The sequence below is a fragment of the Caulobacter sp. GW821-FHT10A06 genome, from assembly GCF_059415805.1.
The window spans coordinates 94,802-117,254 of the sequence record NZ_JBWKNY010000008.1 but is presented as its reverse complement, the minus strand read 5'-3'; the positions used below and the strand labels follow the sequence as shown (position 1 = coordinate 117,254).

Annotated in this window: 26 protein-coding genes and 1 pseudogene; 14 read left to right on the top strand and 13 right to left on the bottom strand. The window is 68.5% G+C overall.

What is annotated here, in order from left to right; genetic code table 11:
* Positions 1–42: 42 nt before the first annotated feature.
* From AC07NF_RS23205 to AC07NF_RS23195, 3 genes are read left to right on the top strand one after another with little or no spacing between them, the layout of a single operon-like run.
* Entirely contained in the window at positions 43–1,272 is a 1,230-nt protein-coding gene (locus AC07NF_RS23205; RefSeq protein ID WP_494633001.1) for an SGNH/GDSL hydrolase family protein, read from the top strand.
* Positions 1,269–2,045 carry a sialate O-acetylesterase gene (locus AC07NF_RS23200; RefSeq protein ID WP_494632999.1) on the top strand — a complete coding sequence of 259 codons (777 nt, stop codon included), beginning with the start codon at positions 1,269–1,271 and terminating at the stop codon, positions 2,043–2,045. The genes AC07NF_RS23205 and AC07NF_RS23200 overlap by 4 nt, the downstream gene beginning before the upstream one ends.
* A 55-nt stretch (positions 2,046–2,100) precedes the next feature.
* On the top strand, positions 2,101–2,691 hold the full coding sequence (locus AC07NF_RS23195) for a DUF4893 domain-containing protein (protein ID WP_494632997.1): 591 nt from the start codon (positions 2,101–2,103) through the stop codon (positions 2,689–2,691).
* Here AC07NF_RS23195 and AC07NF_RS23190 read toward each other — a convergent pair.
* Positions 2,688–3,176 carry a hypothetical protein gene (locus AC07NF_RS23190; RefSeq protein ID WP_494632995.1) on the bottom strand — a complete coding sequence of 163 codons (489 nt, stop codon included), beginning with the start codon at positions 3,174–3,176 and terminating at the stop codon, positions 2,688–2,690. The genes AC07NF_RS23195 and AC07NF_RS23190 overlap by 4 nt on opposite strands.
* A 166-nt stretch (positions 3,177–3,342) precedes the next feature.
* Between AC07NF_RS23190 and AC07NF_RS23185 the strand changes: the two genes are divergently transcribed.
* The 3 genes from AC07NF_RS23185 (at position 3,343) to clpB (ending at position 7,446) form a co-directional block, all read left to right on the top strand.
* Complete coding sequence (locus AC07NF_RS23185; protein WP_494632993.1) at positions 3,343–3,897, top strand: TetR/AcrR family transcriptional regulator; 555 nt, start codon at positions 3,343–3,345, stop codon at positions 3,895–3,897.
* 81 nt (positions 3,898–3,978) lie between these two features.
* Positions 3,979–4,761, top strand: a complete 783-nt coding sequence (locus tag AC07NF_RS23180) for a M48 family metallopeptidase (RefSeq protein ID WP_494632991.1) — start codon at positions 3,979–3,981, stop codon at positions 4,759–4,761.
* Positions 4,762–4,866: 105 nt separating this feature from the next.
* The gene (clpB, locus tag AC07NF_RS23175; protein ID WP_494632990.1) at positions 4,867–7,446 is read left to right on the top strand and encodes an ATP-dependent chaperone ClpB; all 2,580 of its coding nucleotides are present in this window, start codon (positions 4,867–4,869) and stop codon (positions 7,444–7,446) included.
* A 102-nt stretch (positions 7,447–7,548) separates the two neighbouring features.
* Here the strand turns inward: clpB and AC07NF_RS23170 are convergent.
* Positions 7,549–7,632 (bottom strand): annotated as a pseudogene (locus AC07NF_RS23170) (hypothetical protein); the annotation flags it as partial.
* A gap of 165 nt (positions 7,633–7,797) precedes the next feature.
* Between AC07NF_RS23170 and AC07NF_RS23165 the strand changes: the two are divergent.
* Positions 7,798–8,130: a hypothetical protein gene (locus AC07NF_RS23165; protein ID WP_492813187.1), complete on the top strand. Its 333-nt coding sequence runs from the start codon at positions 7,798–7,800 to the stop codon at positions 8,128–8,130.
* Between the two features lie 9 nt (positions 8,131–8,139).
* Here the strand turns inward: AC07NF_RS23165 and AC07NF_RS23160 are convergent, their stop codons facing one another.
* The 3 genes from AC07NF_RS23160 to AC07NF_RS23150 are packed head-to-tail and all read right to left on the bottom strand — an operon-like array spanning position 8,140 to position 8,716.
* Positions 8,140–8,331 carry a hypothetical protein gene (locus AC07NF_RS23160; protein WP_492813185.1) on the bottom strand — a complete coding sequence of 64 codons (192 nt, stop codon included), beginning with the start codon at positions 8,329–8,331 and terminating at the stop codon, positions 8,140–8,142.
* On the bottom strand, positions 8,328–8,513 hold the full coding sequence (locus AC07NF_RS23155) for a coiled-coil domain-containing protein (RefSeq protein WP_494632988.1): 186 nt from the start codon (positions 8,511–8,513) through the stop codon (positions 8,328–8,330). The genes AC07NF_RS23160 and AC07NF_RS23155 overlap by 4 nt, the downstream gene beginning before the upstream one ends.
* Positions 8,510–8,716, bottom strand: coding sequence for a hypothetical protein (locus tag AC07NF_RS23150; protein ID WP_492813183.1), 207 nt, complete (start codon positions 8,714–8,716; stop codon positions 8,510–8,512). The genes AC07NF_RS23155 and AC07NF_RS23150 overlap by 4 nt, the downstream gene beginning before the upstream one ends.
* Positions 8,717–9,256: 540 nt before the next feature.
* Here AC07NF_RS23150 and AC07NF_RS23145 point away from each other — a divergent pair.
* From AC07NF_RS23145 to AC07NF_RS23135, 3 genes are read left to right on the top strand one after another with little or no spacing between them, the layout of a single operon-like run.
* On the top strand, positions 9,257–9,382 hold the full coding sequence (locus AC07NF_RS23145; RefSeq protein ID WP_494632986.1) for a hypothetical protein: 126 nt from the start codon (positions 9,257–9,259) through the stop codon (positions 9,380–9,382).
* On the top strand, positions 9,379–10,293 hold the full coding sequence (locus AC07NF_RS23140) for a beta-1,6-N-acetylglucosaminyltransferase (protein WP_494632984.1): 915 nt from the start codon (positions 9,379–9,381) through the stop codon (positions 10,291–10,293). The genes AC07NF_RS23145 and AC07NF_RS23140 overlap by 4 nt, the downstream gene beginning before the upstream one ends.
* Before the next feature lies 1 nt (position 10,294).
* Positions 10,295–10,669, top strand: coding sequence for a hypothetical protein (locus tag AC07NF_RS23135; protein WP_494632982.1), 375 nt, complete (start codon positions 10,295–10,297; stop codon positions 10,667–10,669).
* A gap of 1 nt (position 10,670) precedes the next feature.
* Here AC07NF_RS23135 and AC07NF_RS23130 read toward each other — a convergent pair whose 3' ends face one another.
* Positions 10,671–11,249: a TetR/AcrR family transcriptional regulator gene (locus AC07NF_RS23130; RefSeq protein WP_494632980.1), complete on the bottom strand. Its 579-nt coding sequence runs from the start codon at positions 11,247–11,249 to the stop codon at positions 10,671–10,673.
* Between the two features lie 97 nt (positions 11,250–11,346).
* Here AC07NF_RS23130 and AC07NF_RS23125 point away from each other — a divergent pair, with 97 nt between their 5' ends.
* Complete coding sequence (locus tag AC07NF_RS23125; RefSeq protein WP_494632979.1) at positions 11,347–12,315, top strand: SDR family NAD(P)-dependent oxidoreductase; 969 nt, start codon at positions 11,347–11,349, stop codon at positions 12,313–12,315.
* A gap of 117 nt (positions 12,316–12,432) precedes the next feature.
* Here AC07NF_RS23125 and AC07NF_RS23120 read toward each other — a convergent pair whose 3' ends face one another.
* The 4 genes from AC07NF_RS23120 to bla form a co-directional block, all read right to left on the bottom strand.
* A complete protein-coding gene (locus tag AC07NF_RS23120) occupies positions 12,433–15,048 on the bottom strand; it encodes a glycoside hydrolase family 3 C-terminal domain-containing protein (protein WP_494632977.1) in 2,616 nt (871 codons plus the stop codon).
* 123 nt (positions 15,049–15,171) lie between these two features.
* Positions 15,172–16,023 carry a hypothetical protein gene (locus AC07NF_RS23115; protein WP_494632976.1) on the bottom strand — a complete coding sequence of 284 codons (852 nt, stop codon included), beginning with the start codon at positions 16,021–16,023 and terminating at the stop codon, positions 15,172–15,174.
* Positions 16,024–16,128: 105 nt separating this feature from the next.
* Positions 16,129–16,494 carry a hypothetical protein gene (locus AC07NF_RS23110; RefSeq protein WP_494632974.1) on the bottom strand — a complete coding sequence of 122 codons (366 nt, stop codon included), beginning with the start codon at positions 16,492–16,494 and terminating at the stop codon, positions 16,129–16,131.
* A gap of 305 nt (positions 16,495–16,799) precedes the next feature.
* On the bottom strand, positions 16,800–17,702 hold the full coding sequence (bla, locus tag AC07NF_RS23105) for a class A beta-lactamase (RefSeq protein WP_494632972.1): 903 nt from the start codon (positions 17,700–17,702) through the stop codon (positions 16,800–16,802).
* A gap of 100 nt (positions 17,703–17,802) precedes the next feature.
* On the opposite strand from bla, the gene AC07NF_RS23100 reads away from it, so the two are divergent.
* Together AC07NF_RS23100 and AC07NF_RS23095 are read left to right on the top strand one after the other, a co-directional pair.
* Complete coding sequence (locus AC07NF_RS23100; protein ID WP_494632970.1) at positions 17,803–18,672, top strand: LysR family transcriptional regulator; 870 nt, start codon at positions 17,803–17,805, stop codon at positions 18,670–18,672.
* Positions 18,673–18,867: 195 nt separating this feature from the next.
* Entirely contained in the window at positions 18,868–19,437 is a 570-nt protein-coding gene (locus AC07NF_RS23095; RefSeq protein WP_492813165.1) for an OmpA family protein, read from the top strand.
* 115 nt (positions 19,438–19,552) lie between these two features.
* On the opposite strand, the gene AC07NF_RS23090 is transcribed toward AC07NF_RS23095, so the two are convergent.
* The gene (locus AC07NF_RS23090; RefSeq protein ID WP_494632967.1) at positions 19,553–20,347 is read right to left on the bottom strand and encodes an SDR family NAD(P)-dependent oxidoreductase; all 795 of its coding nucleotides are present in this window, start codon (positions 20,345–20,347) and stop codon (positions 19,553–19,555) included.
* A gap of 102 nt (positions 20,348–20,449) precedes the next feature.
* Here AC07NF_RS23090 and AC07NF_RS23085 point away from each other — a divergent pair, with 102 nt between their 5' ends.
* Positions 20,450–20,953: a winged helix-turn-helix transcriptional regulator gene (locus AC07NF_RS23085; RefSeq protein WP_494632966.1), complete on the top strand. Its 504-nt coding sequence runs from the start codon at positions 20,450–20,452 to the stop codon at positions 20,951–20,953.
* Here the strand turns inward: AC07NF_RS23085 and AC07NF_RS23080 are convergent.
* Together AC07NF_RS23080 and AC07NF_RS23075 are read right to left on the bottom strand one after the other, a co-directional pair.
* Positions 20,950–21,216, bottom strand: a complete 267-nt coding sequence (locus tag AC07NF_RS23080) for a GNAT family N-acetyltransferase (RefSeq protein WP_494632964.1) — start codon at positions 21,214–21,216, stop codon at positions 20,950–20,952. The two genes, AC07NF_RS23085 and AC07NF_RS23080, sit on opposite strands and share 4 nt — an antisense overlap.
* Positions 21,217–21,263: 47 nt before the next feature.
* Positions 21,264–22,451: an acetyl-CoA C-acyltransferase gene (locus AC07NF_RS23075; protein ID WP_494632963.1), complete on the bottom strand. Its 1,188-nt coding sequence runs from the start codon at positions 22,449–22,451 to the stop codon at positions 21,264–21,266.
* Between the last annotated feature and the right edge of the window lie 2 nt (positions 22,452–22,453).

The following is a 22,453-nucleotide window of genomic DNA, read 5'->3' as shown; positions in this document are numbered from 1 at the left end:
GTGGGACTCGCTAAGGTCCCCGCCAATGATCGGGGAGTTTCCATGAAGCGTACGATGCTGGCGCTGGCGGGCGCCTTGCTGCTGGCGACCAGTGGCCACGCGGCGGAACGGCTTTCGCCCTGGGTCAGCGCCTGGTCGACCGGGCTGGTGTCGTCCGAGACCGAGAAACCCCCGACCTGGCCGGAAGGGCCGTTCGTGGTCCGGGAGGTGGTGCGCCTGACCGCCGGCGGGCCGCGCGTGCGGTTGCGGCTCTCCAACGCCTTCGGGACCGCGCCGCTGCGCATCGACGCCGTCCATGTGGCGCTGTCGGCGGCGCCGGCCAGCGCCGCCATCGTCGCCGGCAGCGACCGCAAGGTGACCTTCGATGGGCGCGAGGCCGTGGTCATTCCGGCCGGCGCGGTGTGGCTGTCCGATCCCGTCGCCTTGCCCGTGAAGGCGCTGGACCGCCTGGCCGTCAGCCTCGCTATGCCGACCGCGCCGAGCGTGGCGACCCAGCACCGCTCGGGCCGCACCACGACCTATCTTGCCACCGGCGCGACGCCGGACGCCGCCGACCTGCCGGGCGCGGTCACCAACCTGCAATGGCTGCAACTGGCCGGGGTCGAGGTCGACAACGCCAAGGTCGCGGCGGTGGCGACCTTCGGCGACTCGATCACCGACGGCAGCGGCGCGGGCGTGAACCGCTACGAGCGCTGGCCCGACGTGCTGGCCGAGCGGCTGCAGGCCGACCCCAAGACCCGGAACCTGGCGGTGATCAACGCCGGCATCGGCGCCAACCGGCTGCTCAAGGACGGGACCAGCGTCAGCGGCCTGGCGCGGCTGGATCGCGACGTGTTCTCGCATCCGGGCGTGAAGACCCTGATCGTGCTGATCGGCGTCAACGACATCGGCATGCTCTCGCGCGAAGGCCCGGTGACGCCGGAAGGCCGCCAGGCGGTGGTCGAGGGGCTGAAGGCCGGCTATCGCCAGCTGATCGACCGCGCCCACGGCCAGGGGATCCGCGTCGTCGGCGCGACCATCCTGCCGTTCGGCGGGACCAAGACCTACCGCTCCGACGCGGACGCGGACGCCGACGCCGATCGCCAGGCGGTGAACCAGTGGATCCGCACCTCGGGCGCGTTCGACGCCGTGGTCGACCTGGACGCCGTCACGCGCGATCCGGCCAACCCCGCGCGCCTGAAGGCCGAGTACGACAGCGGCGACCTGCTGCATCCCTCGCCGGCCGGCTACCGCGCCATGGCGGCGGCCATCCCGCTGGCGGTGCTCAAGTGAGCGGCCTGCTGCTGGCCTTGGCGTTGATGGCGCAAAAGCCCGATGTCTATCTGCTGACGGGCCAGTCCAACATGTCGGGCCGGGGGCTGGTCGAGGAGCTGACGGCGGCCGAGCGTGTCGCCGACCCAGCCATCACGCTCTACGGCAACGAGGAGACGATCCGGCCCGCCGTCGAGCCGCTGGACACCGCCGTCGGCCAGGTCGACGCGATCTCGACCGACACGATCGCCGCCGTCGGGCCGGGCCTGTTCTTCGCCCGGACCCTGCACGGCCTGAACGGCTGGCCGATCCTGCTGGTCCCCTGCGCCAAGGGGGGCTCGTCCATGGCGCAGTGGACGCCGGGGGAGGGGAGGGACACCCTCTACGGCTCGTGCCTGGCCCGCGCTCGCGCCGTGGGCAAGGTGCGGGGGATTCTCTGGTACCAGGGCGAAACCGACGCCGGCCGCCCCGACTCCGCCGCCGGCTGGCGCGAGAGCTTCGAGGCCCTGGTCGCCCGGTTCCGAGCCGACCTCGGCGGCAAGAACCTGCCGCTGGTCCTGGTCCAACTGGCCGACCCACCATCGCCGGAGGTGTCCGCGCCCAAGACCTATCCGTCGTGGTCGGCGATCCAGGCGGTCCAGGCCGGGCCGATGCCCAAGTGCGTGGCCATGGTCCCGGCCGGCGGCCTGCCGCTGAAGGCCGACACCCTGCACCTGACCACGGCCGGGCAGCGGGTGCTGGGCGGGAGGTTGGCGGTGGCGATGGACGGATTGCTGAAGCAGGGCTGCCGTTAGCCGAACTCCCGCCGCACCCCCGCGTTACCCCTGACTGCAAAGCTCAGGAGCCGCCATGCGTTTGCCCGCCGTCTTCGCCCTGTCCCTCCTCGCCGCCGGCACGGCCCACGCCGCCTCCGGCGACTGGCGCGCCGATGCCAAGGGATCGGATGTCCGCCGGCTGGAGCAGCTGGACGAGGCCTGGGACGCGGCGCTGTCGCAGGCCCGCGCCGACGGTCACGGGCGCGAACTGCGCAGCCTGGGCGCGCTGGTCGACCCCCGCGTCTCCCTGGCTCGCCCGCAGCCGACGCCGGGCAATTACCGCTGCCGCACCATCAAGCTGGGCTCGCCCAGCAGCGGGCCGTCCTATGTGGCCTATGGCTGGTTCCGCTGCCGGGTCGCGCTGACGCCGGGCGGCGACCTGATCCTGGAGAAGACCACCGGCAGCCAACGCCAGGCCGGCAATCTCTATCCCGAGACCAACCGGCGCCTGGTGTTCCTGGGCGCGGTGGCCTGGGGCACGGGGGAGGGCCGCGCCCGCTATGGCCGCGATCCCGAGCGCGACCAAGTCGGGGTGCTGGAGCGCATCGGCGCGGGCCAGTACCGCCTGGCCCTGCCGTGGCCCAAGCAGGAGTCGAAGCTGGATCTCCTCGAGCTGCGCCGTTAGGCCGGCATGGCCTGGCCGGCCGCCACCGCGTCGCGGATGGCCCGCCAGGTGGCGAAGCTCATGCAGGCCAGGTATTCGCCCTGCATCTCGGGGGTGAGGATCTCCATCATCTGGCGACCCTCGATCCAGACCTCGACCACGCCGAACATGCCGCCGCGCTTGCGGTACTTGGCCGGCCAGCCCTCGCGGGCGCAGATCGCCATGACCGCGTCCAGGTCCAGCGCCGTGGCGATCGCGCCGTGGCTGGCGCTGTAGACGACCTGGCCGGTGGCTTGTCCGTAAGCGTCCGCGTCGCCGTCGGCTTCGCGCAGCACGACATCGGCCGGATAGACCTCCAGCGCCGTGCCGCGATCGTCACCGGCCACGGCGATCCAGCCGTTGTCGGACACCGGCGGGAACGGAAACGCCTCGCCGCCCCACAGTTCGGCGAAGACCTCGGCCACGTGTTGCGGGTCCCGCGCCGCGATCGACATGTGAAATAGCATCGTTATCCCCTTCGTTTGAGGTAGCGCTGAATGCTATGTGGCACAAAAAGTGTCAATCAGAATTTGACACAAAATGTGCCGCGCTCTAAATCCGTCCGCCATGGATGGTGAGATTCCCCCCCCCGAAGGCAAAGCGGCCGGCGCCCGCGAAACCCAGAAGCTGGAGATGCGTACGCGCATCGCCGACGCCCTGATCGACCTGCTGGCCGAGGGGCGGATGGACATCAATCACGACCTGATCGCCGAGCGCACCGGCGTGGCGCGGCGGACGGTCTATCGTTACTTCCCCGACCGCGAGGCGCTGATGGCGGCGGCGCATGCGCGGGTGCAGGAGCTGGCCGGGCCGCGCGTCACCTATCCGTCCAGCGAGGCCGACCTGACGGGCGACCTGCACGACATCTATACCGGCTTCGACAGCATCGCCCCGATCGCCACCCTGGTGCGATCCACGCCCCAGGGCCGGGTCATGCGGCTGTCGACCAATGACGAGCGCCTGGCCCGCTACAGCGCCGCGACCGCCGATCTGGTCAAGGACTTGCCGGCGCAGGACCAGGTGCTGGCCACCGCCATGCTGCAGGTGCTGCACACCACGCCCTGGCTGGAGATGCGCGACCACTGGAACCTGACCGGCGAGCAGATGGCCAAGGCCACGGGCTGGGCCATGCGCACCCTGATCGCCGACCTGCGGGCCCGGGGCGGCCGGCCGCTGGACGAGGACTAGGTCCTGGAAGCTTCGCCGGTTGCGTCCGGCAAGCCGGCCAGGGATAAGGCTTGTGTCGTGTTGGAAACACAGTCGAGCTTCATGGCAACCTTGCGCCGCCCAAACCTCGCCCGTCTGGCCCTGCCGCTCTTGATAGTCGCCGCCACCCTGCTGGGCGGCTGCGCCTACAATGCCGACCTCGGCCGCGACCAGCTGCTGATCGTCAATGACGACAGCCTGGTCGGCGAGGGCGAGAAGGCCTGGGCCGATACGCTGCGCACCAGCTACATCTCCAAGGAGCCGCGCAAGAACGCCCGCGTCCAGGCCGTGGGCCAGCGGGTCATCAATGCGGCGGGTCTGGGCGCCCGGCCGTGGGACTATGCGGTGTTCCTGGACGAAGCGCCGAACGCCTTCGTGCTGCCCGGCGGCCATGTCGGGGTGACCGTGGGCCTCCTGGCCATTGTCGAGAACGACGACCAGCTGGCCGCCGTGATCGGTCACGAAGCCGGCCACGTCGTCGCCCGCCACGCGGCCGAGCGCGTCTCGCAGGAGCGGACCTCGAAGATCCTGCTGGGCATCGCCGGCGCGGCCGCCGGCGGCACCGATTTTGGCAAGCTGCTCAAGGACCACGGCGACGACGCGGCCAAGTTCGGCGTGCTGCTGCCGTTCTCGCGCAAGCAGGAGCTGGAGGCCGACAAGCTGGGCGTCGACTTCATGCAGCGGGCCGGCTACCGCCCGCGCGAGGCCGTGGCGCTGTGGCGCAACATGCAGGCCCATGACGCTCAGGCTGGCCAGTCTGGCGGCGGCGATCTGGGCTCGACCCACCCGTCGGACGCGGTGCGAATTTCCGAGCTCGAACGTTATCTGGCTAGCCGGGGCTGGTGAGCCTTGTGTGGCTAGGGAGCCACACCTAAATGCCCCATCGGGACGGGCCGTGCTCAGAAGAGGCGGCCGGTCCAGATCCGCCTAGGAAGGGGACACCTTAGACACATGAATATCGATCTCTATTCGGACCGCGCCAAGCAGGCCGTCCAGTCGGCGCAGAGCCTGGCCCTGGCCCGTGGCCACCAGCAGTTCGCGCCCGAACACATCCTGAAAGTCCTGCTCGAGGAGAAGGACGGCCTGGGCCGCGCCCTGATCCAGAGCGCCGGCGGCCGCCCCGACCAGCTGGACGGCGGCGTCGAGACCCTGCTGGCCAAGACCCCGCGCGTCGACGGCGCCGGCGGCCAGCTCTACATGAAGCCCGACACGGCCCGCGTCTTCGCCGAGGCCGAGAAAAGCGCCAAGGCGGCCGGCGACGCGTTCGTCACCACCGAGCGCCTGCTGATCGCCATCGCCAAGGAAGGCGCGGACGCGGCCAAGCTCTTCAAGGAAGCCGGCGTCAGCGCCCAGGCCCTGGAGACCGCCGCCAACGCCATCCGCAAGGGCCGCACCGCCGACAGCGCCAACGCCGAGGAAGGCTATGAGGCGCTCAAGCGCTACGCCCGCGACCTGACGGCGGCCGCTCGTGACGGCAAGCTCGACCCGGTGATCGGCCGCGACGAAGAAATCCGCCGCACCATCCAGGTCCTGTCGCGCCGCACCAAGAACAACCCCGTCCTGATCGGCGAACCCGGCGTTGGCAAGACCGCCATCGTCGAGGGCCTGGCCCTGCGCATCATCAATGGCGACGTGCCCGAAAGCCTGAAGGACAAGAGGCTGCTGTCGCTGGACATGGGCAGCCTGATCGCTGGTGCGAAATATCGCGGCGAGTTCGAGGAGCGCCTGAAGGCGGTTCTGGCGGAGACCACGGCCGCCGAGGGCTCGATCATCCTGTTCATCGACGAGATGCACACCCTGGTCGGCGCCGGCAAGGGCGACGGGGCGATGGACGCCTCCAACCTCTTGAAGCCCGCCCTGGCGCGCGGCGAGCTGCACTGCGTCGGCGCCACCACGCTGGACGAGTACCGCAAGCACGTCGAGAAGGACGCGGCCCTGGCCCGTCGCTTCCAGCCGGTCTTTGTCGGCGAGCCCACGGTCGAGGACACCATCTCGATCCTGCGCGGCCTGAAGGAGAAGTACGAGGTCCACCACGGGGTGCGCATCTCGGACTCGGCCCTGGTCGCCGCCGCTACGCTCAGCAACCGCTACATCGCCGACCGTTTCCTGCCGGACAAGGCGATCGACCTGATGGACGAAGCCTCCAGCCGCGTGCGCATGGCGATCGACAGCAAGCCCGAGGAGCTGGACGAGATCGACCGCCGCCTGGTGCAGCTGAAGATCGAGCGCGAGGCCCTCAGCAAGGAAACCGACGCCGCCTCCAAGCACCGCCTGGAGAACCTGGAAGTCGAGGTCGACGATCTGCAGTTCCGCAGCGACGAGATGACTGCCCGCTGGAAGGCCGAGAAGGACAAGGTCGGCGGCGCCGCGCAAGCCCGTGAAGCCCTGGACCGCCTGCGCGCCGACCTCGCCAACGCCCAGCGCGCCGGCGACTTCGCCCGCGCCGGCCAGATCCAGTACGGCGAGATCCCGGCCCTGGAGCGCCGCCTGGCCGAGGCCGAGCAGGGCGACACCCAGGCCCTGACGCCGGAAGTCGTCGACGCCGAGCAGATCGCCGCCGTGGTCAGCCGCTGGACCGGGGTGCCGGTCGAGAAGATGCTGGAAGGCGAGCGCGAGAAGCTGCTCAAGATGGAGGACGAACTGCGCGGTCGCGTGGTCGGCCAGGACGAGGCGCTGACCGCCGTGTCCGACGCCGTCCGCCGCGCGCGGGCCGGCCTGCACGACCCGACCAAACCGATCGGCTCGTTCCTGTTCCTGGGCCCGACGGGCGTGGGCAAGACCGAGCTGACCAAGAGCCTGGCCGAGTTCCTGTTCGCCGACGAGCACGCCATCACCCGGATGGACATGTCCGAATATATGGAAAAGCACTCGGTCAGCCGCCTGATCGGCGCGCCTCCCGGCTATGTCGGTTACGACGAGGGCGGGGCGCTGACGGAAGCCGTGCGCCGGCGTCCGTACCAGGTCGTGCTGTTCGACGAGATCGAGAAGGCCCACCCGGACGTCTTCAACGTGCTGCTGCAGGTGCTGGACGATGGTCGCCTGACCGATGGTCAGGGCCGCACGGTCGACTTCCGCAACACGCTGATCATCATGACCAGCAACCTCGGCGCCGAATTCCTGGCCAACCAGGAAGAGGGTGAAGACGTCGAAGCCGTCCGGCCGATGGTGATGAACATGGTGCGCGGCCACTTCCGCCCCGAGTTCCTCAACCGGATCGACGAGATCATCCTGTTCAAGCGCCTCAGCCGCGCGCACATGGGCGACATCGTCAAGATCCAGCTGCAACGGGTCGAGAAGCTGCTGACCGACCGCCGCATGACGCTGTCGATCAACGCCGAGGCCCTGAACTGGATCGCCGACAAGGGCTACGACCCGGTCTACGGCGCGCGTCCCCTGAAGCGCGTGATCCAGAAGGAACTGATCGACCCGATCGCCAGAAAGCTGCTGGCCGGCGAGATCGAGGACGGCGGGGTGATCGCCGTCGGGGTCGAGGGCGGCCTGCTGTCGTTCGGCAAGGCGACGCTGCAGTAAGGGTAAGAACTCCCTCTCTCTTGGAGAGAGGGAGGGGCCCGCCGCGTAGCGGTGGGAGGGTGAGTGGTTACAAAGGCGGCCGGAGAAACCCGGATCTAGGCCGTCATCCCGCGCTTTATGCGCGGGACCCATTTGTCCGCCGCAAGTGAAGTGCGGGCCTAAACTCTCACGTAGAAGCTGAACGATGGGTCCCGCGCATAAAGCGCGGGATGACGGTGGTGGGTTTGCTTGGACCGGCGAACCCACTCACCCTCCCACCGCCTGCGGCGGCGGGCCCCTCCCTCTCTCCATGAGAGAGGGTGATAGGAGGGCGGCCCTTTTTCTTGGGCGCTTGTCGGGTTATTCCCCCGCATGGCCAAAACCACCAAACTCACCGTCGAGTTCGACATCGATGTCGACGGCCACCCCTATGTCTGGCGCCTGCACCGCCTGCCGCAGTGGAACTACGACCCGTCGGAGCGCCACGGCAAGGTGATCGCCGCGCGCCACAAGGAAGGCCAGCGCGAGGCGCTGATCGAGTTCCCGCCCGGCCCCAAACCCAAGTTCAGCGCGCCGCCGCTCAAGCCCTCGCAGATTCCCGTGCGCATCATCGCCAAGGCCATCACCTCGGCCATCGAAGCCGGTTGGGAGCCGCTGTCGCGCGGCAAGCCGGTGGTGATCTATGTGGACGAGGAAGGGAACTAAGGCCTTCCGTTAAGGCTCCCCCGACGCGGCGAGCGCGGCCGCTCCGGCCGGGGTGATGACCCAGCCGCCGCCGGTCCTCTCGGCCAGGCCCTGCTCGGTCAGCGCGCGCGCGTCGCCGATGTTGATCCAGTCGACCGCCTCGCCCGACTTTTTCCGCGCCAGGTTCTGCAGGGCCGCGCGTTGGCCGGGTGTCAGGGTCATGATTGTCCGCTCGCCAGCGGGTTTGGCGCCTGACCGGGATGGCGACCGCCCAGGCGCTCCATTTCCTGCTGCATGCGCAGGACCTGGCTGCCGAGACTGGTGACGTCGTTCTGCAATTGGGCGTTCCGGCGCTTGAGATAATCGTTCTCGCGGCGCATCGCCTGGGCGTCTTCGTCGGTCATGGGCGCGCGCCCTCGACCGTGGACGGCGGCGTCGTGCGAATGACCGCCCTCAGGAGGGCGGCGCGCTCGGGATCGAGACCCGGCGCCAGCAACTCCTTCTGCGCGCCTTCCCGGATCTCGCCCTTGTGCCGGCCGCCCAGGAAAAAGGCCTCGGCCCGCACCTCCCGGATCGAGACCTGGCGCACGCCGAAGATCGCCAGCACGGCGCTCCACGGGCTCATTGAAACACCGCGCGCGTCGGCGTGCGGACTGGCGTGTTCGAGGGGGAGGACATGACGTCCTTTCAGGCCGACGAGTCCGCATGGCGCGGGGTAATCCGTGGCGCAGGGATGATAGCGCGATCCGAGGGCGATGGCTCCCCAGTCGGCGCAATCATTTCCCTGTCGCATGGTTCTCCGTGCTAAGGTTCCCTTGAGGCGCGCAGTCACGCCATTCGGACCGGTCCGCCAGGCGGAAGGTCCCTAGGTCCCGAAGCCGGGACACCCCTTATCGCGAGAGTCGACCACAACGGATCGGGCTTGGCCCGTGCCGCGCCCATGGCCGACGTCCGCCGCCCTCAAAAGGAACGCCATGTCCAAAGGCAATCGTGAAGTCCGCAAACCCAAGGCGATCAAGCCCAAGGTGATCGCCGCCGCGCCGTCGGCCGCGCTCTCGCAGACCCTGGCGCCGCGCAAGAAGTAGCCGCCGGGCGCAGCGAGAAGACCGAGCGCCGCGGATCGGCGCGCTCGACGAAAGACCGCACGATGAAAACCTATCCCGGAACCCGCCCCTCGGCTCCCAAGGGCCTGAACGATTCCCGGTCGACCGGTGGGCAGCCTTCCAGGCCCAGGCCGATCGACCCGGACGCCCTGCGAGGGACCAAGTCTTGATCAAGCGCCACGCGCCGCCAACCATCGCCTATCTGGTCCTGGTCCACCGCTATCCCGAACAGTTCAAGCGGCTGTTCAAGGCGATCCATGATCCGGCCAACCACTACCTGGTCCATGTCGACAAGAACGCCGGCCCAGGCCTGGAGGACGAGCTGCGGGCATTCCTCGCGGCCTATCCCAACGCCGCCATTCTCGAGGGCCAGCGCGCCCTGTGGGGCGGCTACAGTCTGGTCGACGCCGAGCTGCGAGGTATGGCCAGGCTGCTCGAGATGGACGCCCGGTGGGACTATTTCATCAATCTCAGCGGCCAGGACTTTCCCCTGGCGACGCAGGGCCGCATCCGGGCCTTCCTGGACGCCAATCGGGGGCGTGAGTTCATCCGGGTCTTGGACCAGGCCCAGAGTCGGCCCGAAACCATGGGGCGGATCCTCCAGCACGTGGTCGAGCAGGGCGGCCGCATCATCGACAGCCTGATGACCCGTCTCTTCCTGAAGGACGCCACGCCCTACATCGGCAATCAGTGGAAGATCGTCAGCCGGGCGTTCTGCGAGTTCGTCTGTCACGATCCGTCGGTCGATCGCTACAAGGCCTTCTACCGCAACACCTTCATCGCCGATGAGGGCTTCTTCCAGACCGTGATGATGAACACCGCCGCGCACGGCGAGATCGTCAACGACGACAAGCGGATGATCGACTGGGTGCCCGACGGGGACATCAAGCTGCGCCCCCGCACCTTCACCAAGGCCGACGCGGACCTGCTGACGTCCAGCGGGGACCTCTTCGCGCGCAAGTTCGACGCCGAGGTCGATGCGGAGATCCTCGATATCCTGGAAGCCCATCTGCGGACCCAGGTCGTCGCCAGCGAGCGCGCACCGGCGGTCGCCGATCCGCGCGCGATGTTGGTGGCCTAGTGTGGCCAGCCGCAATCTTGTGATGGCGCTGTGCGCGACGGCGTATGTGGGCGCCGTCGGCTTTTCCATGGTCGATCTCCTGCGCGATCCTCCGTTGAAGAGCTACGTCATCGTTCCGGGCGGCGACTGGACGCGGTGCGTGGAAATCCGCGCCACCAGCGAACGCCTGGCCCGCCAGGCGGTGCTGCGGCGTCCAGCGCCGGCGCGTGGGCCCGAAAACTGCCTTGTCGGGCCTGCCACGACGGCGGTGGACTCGCGCCTGGTCTTCGAGCGTGGCTTCAACGCCGTGCTCGTCGTCACGGCGATCCTGGCGGCGCTCTGGATCGGTTTCGCGACGACGCGTTCCTGGCACCAAGAGGCGGACGCGCCGGCCTAGCCTAGCGCGCCCGCAACCCGTCCATCATCACCCCCAGCAGGCGCCGGGCGCCGACCTCCCAGCCCGGCTTCTCGTACCCCTGGCTGAGGCCGGCCATCATCCGCAGGATGTCCTCGAAGCCGATGTCGCCCCGGATCTCCCCGGCGGCGTGAGCGGTGTCGGTGAGTTTCTGCAGGGCCGGCAGGATGGTCGCGCCGGCGCTGGCGTAGACGCGGGAGCCTTCGCCGGGGTCGGCTTGCAGGGCGGGGGCCACGACGCGCTTGGTGGCCATGTAGTCGATCAGCAGCTCCAGCCAGGCCGCCAGCGCCTCGCCGGCCGGGCGTGTGGCCAGGAGGTCGTCGGCGGCCTGCGTCAGCTGTTCCAACGCCCGCGCATAGACCGCCGCCACCAGGGCCTCGCGGGTGGGGAAGTGGCGGTACAGCGTGCCGATGCCCACGCCGGCGCGGCGGGCGATCTCTTCTAGCGGCGCGTCGGCGCCCGTTTCGGCGAAGGCCGTCTTGGCCGTCGTCAGCAGCAGTTCGCGATTGCGCAGGCTGTCGGCGCGGGGTTTCCGCGTCTTGATCTCAGAATCTTCGGACATCGATCTTGAAAAACGGAGGATACCTCCGAATATGTATCCGGAGCCTTCCTCCACTTATCCTCCGGATTGGCTCTGACAACAAGAGAGCGAGAGAGTCATGAGCAATCCATTCGGCGCCAAATCCACCACCGACGACGTCCTGGCCGGCGTCGATCTCAAGGGCAAGCGCGTGCTGGTCACCGGCGTCTCGGCCGGCCTGGGCGTCGAGACCGCCCGCGCCCTGGCCGCGCACGGCGCCGACGTCGTGGGCGCGGCCCGCGATCTTCAAAAGGCCGAAGGCGCGACCGCCGTCGTGCGCGAGGCGGCCGCGACGAGCGGCGGCTCGCTGTCGCTGATCGAACTGGACCTGGCCAGCCTGGCGAGCGTGCGCGCCGCCGCCGACGCCCTGGTCAAGGACGGCCGAAGCTTCGACCTGGTGATCGCCAATGCCGGCGTCATGGCCACGCCGCTGGGCAAGACCGTCGACGGCTTCGAGACCCAGTTCGGCACTAACCACCTGGGCCACTTCACGTTCATCAACCGCATCGCCAGCCTGCTGAAGGCCGGGTCGCGCGTGGTGTCGCTGGCCTCGTCGGGCCACCGCTTCTCGGACGTCAATCTCGAGGATCCGAACTTCGAGACCACCGAGTACATCCCGTTCGCCGCCTATGGCCGCTCCAAGACCGCCAACATCCTGTTCGCCGTCGAGTTCGACCGTCGCCACAAGGATCGCGGCGTGCGGGCCGTGGCCGTGCATCCGGGCGGCATCCAGACCGAGCTGGCCCGCCACCTGGACCCGTCCTTCATCCAGGGCATGCTGGACCAGCTGAACGCCGAGGCCGAAGCCAAGGGCGAGAAGGCCTTCGAGTGGAAGACCATCCCGCAGGGCGCGGCGACCAGCGTCTGGGCCGGCGTCGTGGCCCCGATCGACGAGGTCGCCGGCCGCTATTGCGAGGACTGTCACCTGGCCCCGCCGGTCGAGGACGCCTCCGAAGTCCGGTACGGCGTGCGGTCGTACGCCCTCGACCCGGCCAACGCCCAGGCCTTGTGGGCGCTGAGCGAGAAGATGGTCGGCGAGACGTTCTAAGTCGGAGGAGCCGAAAGCCTCGTCCTTCGACAAGCTCAGGATGAGGTTTTCTACTGCTGGGGCTCAAAAGTAGTCCTCACCCTGAGCTTGTCGAAGGGCGAGGACGGACCCGCTGCCTTAAGGCGTCACGGTCACCTTCGCCGCGACCCCAGCCGCCTGGGCCAGGCCCGGGCGGCTGACGGGCTGGCCGCCGCCGATCCACAGGTCGGCGGCGCCGGGGACGACGCTCTTCTTGCCGTCCGCGTCGACCGTGGCGAAGGCGGCGGGGTCCAGGGCGAAGGTCAGCTTGCGGGTCTCGCCCTTTTTCAGCGTGACGCGCTGGAAGCCCTTCAGGGCGCGGATCGGGGCGCCGGCCACGTCCGGACGGGTGACGTACAGCTGGGCCACCTCGTCGCCGTCGCGGCCGCCGGTGTTGGTGACATCGACGCTGACGGTCAGCGTCTGGCCGGCCTTCACGCTGGCCTTGCTGAGCACCGGCTTGCCGTACTTGAAGGTCGTGTAGGACAGGCCGTAGCCGAACGGGTACAGCGCCTCGCCCGTGAAGTAGCGATAGGTGCGGCCCGCCATCGTGTAGTCCTTGAACGGCGGCAGCTGGTCGGCCGAGCGGTAGAAGGTCACCGGTAGGCGGCCGGCCGGGCTGAAGTCGCCGGCCAGCAGACCCGCGACGGCCTTGCCGCCTTCGCCGCCGGGATACCAGGCCTCGATGATGGCCGGCACGGTCTTGTCGGCCTGGTTCACCGCCATGGCCGAGCCGTTGACCAGCACCATGACCACGGGCTTGCCGGTGGCCTGCAGGCCTTCCAGCAGCTTGGCCTGCGGACCGGGCAAGTCCAGGCTGGTGCGGTCGCCGCCGGCGAAGCCCGGGGCGTGGACCGGCATCTCTTCACCCTCGATCCGGGCCGACAAGCCACCGACGAAGACGATCAGCTCGGCGTCCTTGGTCGCGGCGATGGCGGTGTCGGCGTTGTCGGCCGGCTGGCTCCAGGTCAGGCGCTGGCTGCCGCGACTGCTGTCCTGGCGGGCCTCGATCGTGATCGCATAGGCCTTGCCGGCGGTCAGCATGATGGTCTGGGCCTGGCCCGGATCCTGGATCGTGTCCCAGGCTTCGGCGACGGCCTTGCCGTCGATCAGGATGCGCCAGCCGCGCTCGCCGTCGATGGCGAAGCTGTGCGGACCGCTTTGCGTCGGCGTGACGAAGCCGCTCCAGCGGACCGAGGCCTGCCGCGGCGTCCGCGTCGGCCAGCCCCAGCGGAAATTGACGTTGGCGTCGACGCGCGTCGCGGTCGGGGCGCCGGCCAGTTCCAGCCCGGCAAATTCCTCGACCTTCAGGCCCTTGGTCGCGCAGGCGGCGTCCTGGCAGAAGATCGCCTCCGGCGTCGGCGCGCTGGGCGGACCGATCAGGCCCGTGCCCGCGACATAGGTGACCTTGGCGTCGGGGAAGCGCTCACGGATGCCGGCCAGCACGGTGATCGGCTTGGACGGCGTGCCGTTATAGTTGCCGACCAAAGCGTCGACACTGTCGGCGTTGGGACCGATCACGGCGATCGACTTGGGCGCGGTCTTCAGCGGCAGCAGGCCGTCGTTCTTCAGCAGCACCATGGCCTTTTGCGCGGCCTTCAGGGCCAGGGCGCGGTGGGCCGGCGTGTCGTTGTCGGCGGCGGTGATCTTGCCCCAGGGGCCCGAGCCGGGCGGATCGAACAGGCCAAGGCGCATGCGGCCCTCGAACAGGCGGCGGGCGGCCTGGTCGACCTCGGCTTCGGTGGCCAGGCCCGTGCGCACGGCCTCGACGATGGCCGGCGCCTCGACGCCGTTGGGACCGCCGAAATCGCACAGCAGGTCGGTGCCGGCCTTGACCGTCACCGCGAAGGCCTCGGCCGGGGTCTTGCGATAGGCGTGCGAGGTCGGCAGCCAGACGTCGGCGATGGCGGCGCAGTCCGAGACCACGTGGCCGTCGAACTTCCACTGGCCGCGCAGCTTGTCCTTCAGCAGCATGTCGCTGGCGCAGGCCGGCTGGCCGTCGACGGCGTTGTAGGCGCACATCACCGACTGGGCCTTGGCCTGGGTCACCAGCACCTCGAAGGCCGGCAGGTAGGTGTCTTCCAGGTCGTGGCGCGACGGGTGGATGTCGTCGCGATGGCGGTCGGCCTCGGGGCCGCTGTGCACGGCGAAGTGCTTGGCCATGGCCAGGGTCTTCAAGTGGTTCAGGTCGGGACCTTGCAGCCCCTCGACGAAGGCCGAGCCCAGGGTCGCGGTCAGCTTGGGATCCTCGCCCCAGGTTTCCTGGCCCCGGCCCCAGCGTGGGTCGCGGAAGATGTTGATGTTGGGCGACCAGACCGTCAGGCCGCGATACTGGGCGGTGCTGCCGTCGGGCGCGACCTTCTCCACATATTTGGCGCGGAACTCGGTGGCGATCGTGTCGGCCACCTCATGGATGAACGGCTCGTCCCAGGTGGCGGCCAGGCCGATGGCTTGCGGGAAGACGGTGGCCTCGCCGGCCCGCGCGACGCCGTGCAGGCCTTCGTTCCACCAGTTGTAGGCGGGGACCTTGAGGCGCGGGATCGCCGGGGCGGCGTGGCGTAGCTGGGCGGCCTTTTCCTCCAGCGTCATGCGGCTGACCAGATCGGCGGCGCGCTGGGCGGCGGGGAGGCTGGGGTCCTGGTAGGGGAGGGTCTGGGCCGAAGCCGACGTTGCAATCGCGAGCGCGATCAGCGAGGGCGCGATGGTCTTCAGCATGGTCGTTTCTCTCCCCGTCCCGGTTTGGTCACCGGTGTCAGCGCGGGGAAGCTAACAGAAAAGGTAGCGGTAACAAGTGAGGGGCTGCAATGAGGTGCTTAGATCTCGAGGGAATTGGCTAGGCTAGAAAAACCTCCTTGCCCACTGAAAATTTTCGAAGCTCATATTGCTCATTTCAAATACCTGATTGAAGAGGGCGTTCTTCTCGAAAGATTCCATGTTGGAGATTAAATATCCGAATTCGTCTTGGAATAAAATTTTCTTTTCCTTCTCGGGGAGATCATCTATTGCTTCGATAAATTCTACTATCTTGAGTGATAGGTCATCGTATGACTTGGGTGCTGAGGAAAAGGGCGTCGACCGGACGCGTTGTATGGTGTCCGGTCCGGTCGTTTGTCGTACCCGCCGCTCGAGCCGCTCCACTCGTGTCAGCGTATCGAGCACCAGTTTGCTTTCCTCGTCGCCGCGCTTGGCGATCTCGATACGGCCGCGCGCATGGGTGATCGGATTGGAGACCTTGAAGTCCCGTCCCTCGATCGCGTCGAGTTGCCGGCCGAGTCCATCTCGAAGGGCCTCGAATGACGCCCAGTTCGTTCTGCGAAACATGATCGCTCGATGCTGTGCTGTGTCGAAGGGAAGGCGAGTGTCCTCGTCGGCGATGTGGATCACTGGCAAAAGCTGAGCGTGCCGCACGCCTAGCTCGTAGAACACGTTTGGATTGGAGAAGGTCAGGTCCGCCACACAGACCTTGGCCTCGAAGATGTGGTTGAAGATGCCGTCGTTGATCATGGCTGGATCGGCCATGGTGTCGGCGCGAACCACCTCATAACCGCGTGCTTCGAATACCGGGCGAAGGGCGCCATTCAAGACGAAGTCGGCGTGCTCTCGCTCCGGGCTGCCAGCAGCGCCGATCGGCGTGATTACGAAGCAAATGGGTTTGGCGGCTGGTTCGGCCGTCTTTTTCTTTTCGGTCAAGATATCCCCCTGGCGCTAACGCCAACAGGAATGTCGCGTGTCGATCGTGCAATTGCAATTTTTAAGGGGTGTTGAAGTGGCGCTCGCGACTGGCGGGATCAAAGTTTAGCGTCGCTTCAGCTTCTTCAGCGCGGCCAGCATCGCCAGCGACTGGGCGGCCGGCGGCTTACCCGTGTCGCGGGCCTCCTGGCGCGCCGCCTCGGCGATCAGCGGCGCGGTGGCCGTGTCGAGGCGGTCGAAGGCTTCGTGGATGTGGGCGGGGAGGCTGCGGGGTTTCGGTTGCGGGACCATGGCGGCGACCTTGCGGACCTCGGCGGACATCTGGCCGCACAGCTTGGCCTTGTCGCGGGCCTTGGCGATGACGGCCGGGTCGTCGCTGGTTTCGGCGAGGGTCCAGGCGGCGTCGAGGGCGGCCATCAGGCGGGCTTGCAGGTCGGCGCACCAGGTGGCGGGGGATTGGGTCTGGCTCATGGGGAGAAGCATGAGGCGGTCGGGAGGGGCGGGGATAAGAAACGGGTGTTTTTGGGTAAGTGCGCGCCGCGACACGGAAACGCCGGTTACTGAGTGGGGATAAGCACGAGTGCAGACGGCCTTTCACCTCTCCTCCCCCGTCTGGGGGAGGTGGCGCGCCCGCGCAGCGTGGCGTGACGGAGGGGGCTAGTCATGAGCCGGCCGCGCTGGCCCCTCCACCGCCTTCGGCGGTCCCCCTCCCCCAAGAGGGGGAGGAGAGAGGGAAGCCGCCAGCACGGTCTCCCTCCGCCCCTGTGGATAACTTTCTACCGCCCGAACCCCGCAGCCACGACCGCCCGCGCCACATCGGCCAGCACCGCGTTGCGCACGTCATCATCCGAACTCCCCCGATCATGGAAGCTCGCGATCAGCAGCGGTTTCCTGCCCGGCGGCCAGGCGATGGCCACGTCATTCGTGGTGTCCTTGCCGTTGTTGCCGGTCTTGTCGCCGACCCGCCAACCCTTGGGCAGGCCCGCCCGCAGGCGCTTGTCGCCGGTCCTGTTGGCCACGACCCAGGCGGTCAGCTGCTTGCGGGAGGCGGGCGAGAGGGCGTCGCCCAGCAGCAGGGTCTTCCAGGTGTCGGCGATGGCCACGGGCGTGGTGGTGTCGCGCGGGTCGTCGGGCGTGCCGGTGTTGAGTTCGGGCTCCAGGCGGTCGCTGCGGGTGGTCTGGTCGCCGATGGCGCGCAGGAAGCGGGTGAGGGCGGCCGGACCGCCGTCGCCCGGACCCAGGGCCTCGAGCAGCAGGTTGGCGGCGGCGTTGTCGCTGACCGTGATCGTGGCATGGCACAGCTCGCTGATGGTCATGCCGTCGGCCACATGTTTCTCGACCACCGGCGAATTGCCCATCAGCACGTCGCGGCCATAGGTGATCCGGCGGTCCAGGCGCTCGCGGCCCTGGTCGACGCGGCGCAGGATGGCGGCGGACAAGGGCATCTTGATCGTGCTGCACATCCGGAAACGCTCGTCGCCGCGCCAGGCGAAGCGGCGGCCGGTCTGGGTGTCCAGCACCGCCACGCCCAGGCGGCCGCTGCTGCGCTGCTCCAATTCGTTAATACGTGAGCTAAGGTCAGAAGGCGGCGTGCTGCTGAACACGGCGGCCTTGGCGAAGGCAGGCACGACAACGGGCGCGGCCGCCAGGGCCGTTAAGAACTTGCGACGGTGGAACATGGGTGGGGGTCTCCTTGCCCGCGGAACCTGCCGGGGGCTGGCCTCGGCCGCAAACGACGATACCTTGGCGGACCCATTAGCTGATCTAGGGTCATCCTTAATGAGCCGCGCGCAACTGCCCCTGAACGCCCTGCGCGCCTTCGAGGCCTCGGCCCGGCACCTGTCGTTCACGCGAGCGGCGATCGAGCTGTGCGTGACCCAGGCCGCCGTCAGCCACCAGGTGAAGGGGCTGGAGGCCCGTCTGGGCGCGGCCCTGTTCCGCCGCCTGCCGCGCGGCCTGGCGCTGACCGACGAGGGGCTGGCCCTGCTGCCCAGCGTGCGCGACTCCTTCGACCGGCTGGACGACGTGCTGGCCCGGTTCGAGGGCGGCCGGGTGCTGGAGGTGCTCAGCGTCGGCGTCGTGGGCACCTTCGCGGTCGGCTGGCTGCTGCCGCGCCTGCCAGCGTTCCGGGAGGCCCATCCGTTCGTCGACCTGCGGCTCTTCACCAACAACAACCGCACCGACCTGGCGGGCGAGGGCCTGGACTGCGCGGTGCGGTTTGGCGATGGGGCCTGGCATGGGACCGAGGCTTCGCCGCTGTTCGAGGCGCCGATGAGCCCGCTGTGCGCCCCGGCCCTGGCCGAGCGCATCGCCGAGCCGACCGATCTCTTCGGTGAGACCCTGCTGCGCAGCTACCGCGCCGCCGACTGGCCGGACTGGTTCGCCGCCGCCGGCCTGTCGCCGCCGCCCATCCGCGGGCCGGTGTTCGACAGCTCGTGGGTGATGGTCGAGGCGGCCATCCAGGGATTTGGGGTGGCGCTGGCCCCGCCGATGATGTTTGCTCACGATCTGCAGCAGGGACGCCTCGTCAGGCCCTTCCCGACTCAGGTCAGCGCCGGTCGCTACTGGCTGACCTGGCTGAAATCCAGGGCCCCGACTCCGGCCCTGAAGGCCTTTCAGGCGTGGCTTTCCAGCACGGAAAATCAATAAAGAATCTTCGGAACCAAAGTCCGTAAACGGCGCTCGTGCGCGGTTCTATTGGCTCTGAAATCGCTGCCATATCAACGGCATAGCTTGGCCCGGAAGCGCCGGAATCACGCCCATCTTTGGCCAAGTTCGGCTGCCCGATTTGGTCCTGCGAGCGTTGCAGGACGCTGCGCCCCAGCTACGGATGAGATGGAAACAATGATAGCAAGCACGAAGACGATGATGGTCGCCGCCGCCCTGGTGATGGGCGGCCTGTCGGTCAGCGGCTGCGCCACCAAGAAGTACGTGAACACCCAGGTGGGTGCGGTCAATGAGCGGGTCAGCACTCATGACACCCAGATCGGTGAACTGGACAAGACCTCGAAGGAAGCCCTGGACCGCGCCATCGCGGCCGGCAAGCTGGCTGAAGGCAAGTTCCAGTACGCCCTGGTGCTGAGCGACGACTCCGTGAAGTTCCCGGTCAACGCCGCGAACCTCTCGCCGGAGGCCGAGCAGCGCCTGTCGGAATTCACCGAGAAGCTGAAGACCGACAACAAGAACGTGTACCTGGAAATCCAGGGTCACACCGACAACTCGGGCTCCAAGGAATACAACGACGAGCTCGGCGAGAAGCGCGCGGAAACCGTGCGCAAGTTCCTCAGCGTGCACGGCGTCGCCCTGAACCGCATGGCGACGATCTCGTACGGCCAGGACGCCCCCGTCGCCGCGAACGAAACGCGCGAAGGCCGGGCTCAGAACCGCCGCGTGGTCGTGATGGTGCTTTCGTAGAATTCGCGTTCCAGATGGGTTTTCCCGGTGCGCATCAACCCGGGAAAGCCCATCAGGGCGGACTCGCCGGCGCGGGAGTGAGCGCCGCGCCGGCGAGCTTTCTGCTTTCTAAGACTTAGCGGAGGCGAGCCGCTGGCTCGCTGCGCGACAGGTTCGGATAGAGCTTGGCCTTGGCGGCCAGGGCGCCGTCCCAGTCGGCCGCGTCGGGCAGCGAGGGGATCGTCACCAGCTCGCCTTGGTCGAAACCGGCCAGCGCCGCGTCGACCAGGTCGTCGACGCCCATGACCATGTTCGGGTCCAGGGCATCGATGTCCGAGCCCGAGCGCTCCCAGATCTCGGTGCGCGTGGCGCCCGGCAGCACCGCCTGCAGGCGGACGGCGGACTCGGCGAACTGCACGCGCAGGCCTTGGGTCAGATAGGTCACGAAGGCCTTGGTCGCGCCATAGACCGGCATGTTCAGCTCGGGCATCAGACCGACCACGGAGGCCAGGTTGATGATCGCGCCGGTGTTGCGCGGCACGAAGTTGCGGGCCGCCGCCGAGGCCAGGCGGGTCACGGTCGTGACGTTCAGCTGGATCATCTTGTCGAAGGCTTCCGGATCGGAGGCCAGGAAGTCGCCCGCGCCCGCCACGCCGGCGTTGTTGACCAGGGTGGTGATGGCCGTGTCGGTCGCCAGGCGCTGCTCCAGCGCGGCCACCTGGGCCTTGTCGGTCAGGTCGGCCTTGATGACCTCGACCTTGACGCCGGCCTCGGCGCGCAGGCGATCGGCCAGGGCGTTCAGGCGGGCTTCGTCGCGGGCGACCAGGATCAGGTCGTAGCCGCGCTTGGCCAGGCGGTCGGCATAGGTCGCGCCAATGCCGGTCGAAGCGCCGGTGATCAGGGCCGTGCCTTGGTTGTTGGTGGTGCTCATCGTGGTAGTCCTCGTATCCCTCGCCGAGGCCTCGATGGTCCGGCTCCACGCTTAGCTATGGGGTAACTTGCTTTTCGCAAGTGACATCCCAAATCTTTTGTCATGAGCAAATCTGAACGCCTGCCCACCCAATGTCCGGTCGGCCGCACGCTGGAGCGGGTGGGCGATCACTGGACCCTGCTGATCCTGCGCGACGCCGCCCAGGGGCTGACCCGCTTCGACCAGTTCGAGAAGAGCCTGGGCGTGGCGCCGAACATCCTGACCAAGCGCCTGGCTGGCCTCGTGGAGAATGGCATGCTGGAGAAGCGCGCCTATAGCGAGCGACCGCCGCGCTACGAATATCTGCTGACGGATCTGGGGCGGGACTTCGCGCCGGTGCTGACGGCGCTGCTGGCCTTCGGCAACCGCCACTTCGCGATCGAGGGCGTGGCCGGCCAGCTGGTCGACCGGCAGACGGGCCTGGCGGCCGAACCGATCATGGTCGACCGGGTCAGCGGCAAGCCGATCACGAATGAGAGCTTCGCCTATAGGCCCGGCCCAGCGGCGGGCCCGGAAGTGCTGTCTCGGGTGGCCTTCATGGCGGAGAAGGCGGCGGCGAAGGCCTAAGCGATCAGGTCGGGGTCGTTCCGCTTCAGCCAGGCGGCCGCGTAGGAGCACAGCGGGGTGATCCGCATGCCCTCGGCGCGCGCCGTCTCGGCGACCTTGGTCATCAGCCGTCCCGCCGCGCCGGTGCCGCGCAGGGCCATGTCGGCCTCGACGTGCGGGATCACCAGCCGGTGGCCGGCGCGCTGGTAGTCGGCCACGGCCAGCAGGCCGTCGACCTCCAGCTCGTAGCGGCTGCGTTCGGGGTTGTGGCGGAAGGTGTCCATGACGAGGAAACGCGCCTCTCGGGCAATCTGATCCGCCCTAGATGGGATCAGACCAGCTCCACCGCCATGGCCGTGGCCTCGCCGCCGCCGATGCAGAGGGACGCCAGGCCCTTCTTGCCGCCGCGCGCCTGCAGGGCGTTGATCAGGGTGCAGAGGATCCGAGCGCCCGAGGCGCCGATCGGATGGCCCAGGGCGCAGGCGCCGCCATTGACGTTCAGCTTGTCGGGATCGATGCCCAGCTCCTGCTGGGCGATCATGGCAACGACGGCGAAAGCCTCGTTGACCTCGAACAGGTCGACGTCAGCGACCTCCCAGCCAGCCTTCTTCAGCGCCTTCTTCATGGCCGGCACCGGGGCGGTGGTGAACAGGCCCGGCTCGTGGGCGTGAGCGGCGTGGCTGACCACGCGGGCGACGATCGGCAGGCCCAAGGCTTTCGCCACTCTCTCGCGGGTCATGACCAGGGCAGCGGCGCCGTCGCTGATCGAGCTGCTGTTGGCCGCCGTGATGCCGCCGTCGCGGGCGAAGGCCGGGCGCAGGGTGGGGATCTTGGCCGGATCGGCCTTCAGCGGCTGTTCGTCGGTGTCGACGACCTCGGTCCCCTTGCGGGTGGTGACGGTCACCGGCGTGATCTCGGCCTTGAAGGCGCCGCTCTCGATGGCCGTCTTGGCCTTGGCCAGGCCCTTGGTCGCGTAGTCGTCCATGGCCTCGCGGCTGAACTGGTACTGGGCCGCCGTCTCTTCGGCGAAGGCGCCCATCAGCTTGCCGGGGGTGTAGGCGTCCTCCAGGCCGTCCAGGTACATGGAGTCCCACATCTGGTCGTGGCCGATGCGGGCGCCGGCGCGGTGCTTGGACATCAGGTAGGGCGCGCCGGTCATGCTCTCCATGCCGCCGGCCACCACGACGTCGACCGAGCCCGCGGCCAGGGCGTCATGCGCCATGATCGCCGCCTGCATGCCGCTGCCGCACATCTTGTTGACGGTGGTCGCTTCGACCGACAGCGGCAGGCCCGCGCCCAGCGCCGCCTGGCGCGCCGGAGCCTGGCCGAGGCCGGCGGGGAGCACGCAGCCCATGATGATCTGCTCGACCTTGTCGCCCGTCACGCCGGCGCGTTCGATGGCCGCCTTGACCGCCGCCGCCCCCAGGTCCGTGGCCTTCACCCCGCTCAGAGCGCCCTGGAAACCGCCCATCGGCGTGCGGGCGTAGGAGACGATGACGACGGGATCGGCGACGGACATGA

Coding starts and splice junctions, on each gene's coding strand:
- AC07NF_RS23110 (WP_494632974.1), bottom strand. CDS start 16,494: ATGAGCCAGACCCAATCCCCCGCCACCTGGTGCGCCGACCTGCAAGCC.
- AC07NF_RS23075 (WP_494632963.1), bottom strand. CDS start 22,451: ATGTCCGTCGCCGATCCCGTCGTCATCGTCTCCTACGCCCGCACGCCG.
- AC07NF_RS23185 (WP_494632993.1), top strand. CDS start 3,343: ATGCGTACGCGCATCGCCGACGCCCTGATCGACCTGCTGGCCGAGGGG.
- clpB (WP_494632990.1), top strand. CDS start 4,867: ATGAATATCGATCTCTATTCGGACCGCGCCAAGCAGGCCGTCCAGTCG.
- AC07NF_RS23160 (WP_492813185.1), bottom strand. CDS start 8,331: ATGACCCTGACACCCGGCCAACGCGCGGCCCTGCAGAACCTGGCGCGG.
- AC07NF_RS23205 (WP_494633001.1), top strand. CDS start 43: ATGAAGCGTACGATGCTGGCGCTGGCGGGCGCCTTGCTGCTGGCGACC.
- bla (WP_494632972.1), bottom strand. CDS start 17,702: ATGTTCCACCGTCGCAAGTTCTTAACGGCCCTGGCGGCCGCGCCCGTT.
- AC07NF_RS23130 (WP_494632980.1), bottom strand. CDS start 11,249: ATGTCCGAAGATTCTGAGATCAAGACGCGGAAACCCCGCGCCGACAGC.
- AC07NF_RS23155 (WP_494632988.1), bottom strand. CDS start 8,513: ATGACCGACGAAGACGCCCAGGCGATGCGCCGCGAGAACGATTATCTC.
- AC07NF_RS23145 (WP_494632986.1), top strand. CDS start 9,257: ATGAAAACCTATCCCGGAACCCGCCCCTCGGCTCCCAAGGGCCTGAAC.
- AC07NF_RS23195 (WP_494632997.1), top strand. CDS start 2,101: ATGCGTTTGCCCGCCGTCTTCGCCCTGTCCCTCCTCGCCGCCGGCACG.
- AC07NF_RS23120 (WP_494632977.1), bottom strand. CDS start 15,048: ATGCTGAAGACCATCGCGCCCTCGCTGATCGCGCTCGCGATTGCAACG.
- AC07NF_RS23090 (WP_494632967.1), bottom strand. CDS start 20,347: ATGAGCACCACCAACAACCAAGGCACGGCCCTGATCACCGGCGCTTCG.
- AC07NF_RS23085 (WP_494632966.1), top strand. CDS start 20,450: ATGAGCAAATCTGAACGCCTGCCCACCCAATGTCCGGTCGGCCGCACG.
- AC07NF_RS23080 (WP_494632964.1), bottom strand. CDS start 21,216: ATGGACACCTTCCGCCACAACCCCGAACGCAGCCGCTACGAGCTGGAG.
- AC07NF_RS23100 (WP_494632970.1), top strand. CDS start 17,803: ATGAGCCGCGCGCAACTGCCCCTGAACGCCCTGCGCGCCTTCGAGGCC.
- AC07NF_RS23165 (WP_492813187.1), top strand. CDS start 7,798: ATGGCCAAAACCACCAAACTCACCGTCGAGTTCGACATCGATGTCGAC.
- AC07NF_RS23095 (WP_492813165.1), top strand. CDS start 18,868: ATGATAGCAAGCACGAAGACGATGATGGTCGCCGCCGCCCTGGTGATG.
- AC07NF_RS23190 (WP_494632995.1), bottom strand. CDS start 3,176: ATGCTATTTCACATGTCGATCGCGGCGCGGGACCCGCAACACGTGGCC.
- AC07NF_RS23125 (WP_494632979.1), top strand. CDS start 11,347: ATGAGCAATCCATTCGGCGCCAAATCCACCACCGACGACGTCCTGGCC.
- AC07NF_RS23180 (WP_494632991.1), top strand. CDS start 3,979: ATGGCAACCTTGCGCCGCCCAAACCTCGCCCGTCTGGCCCTGCCGCTC.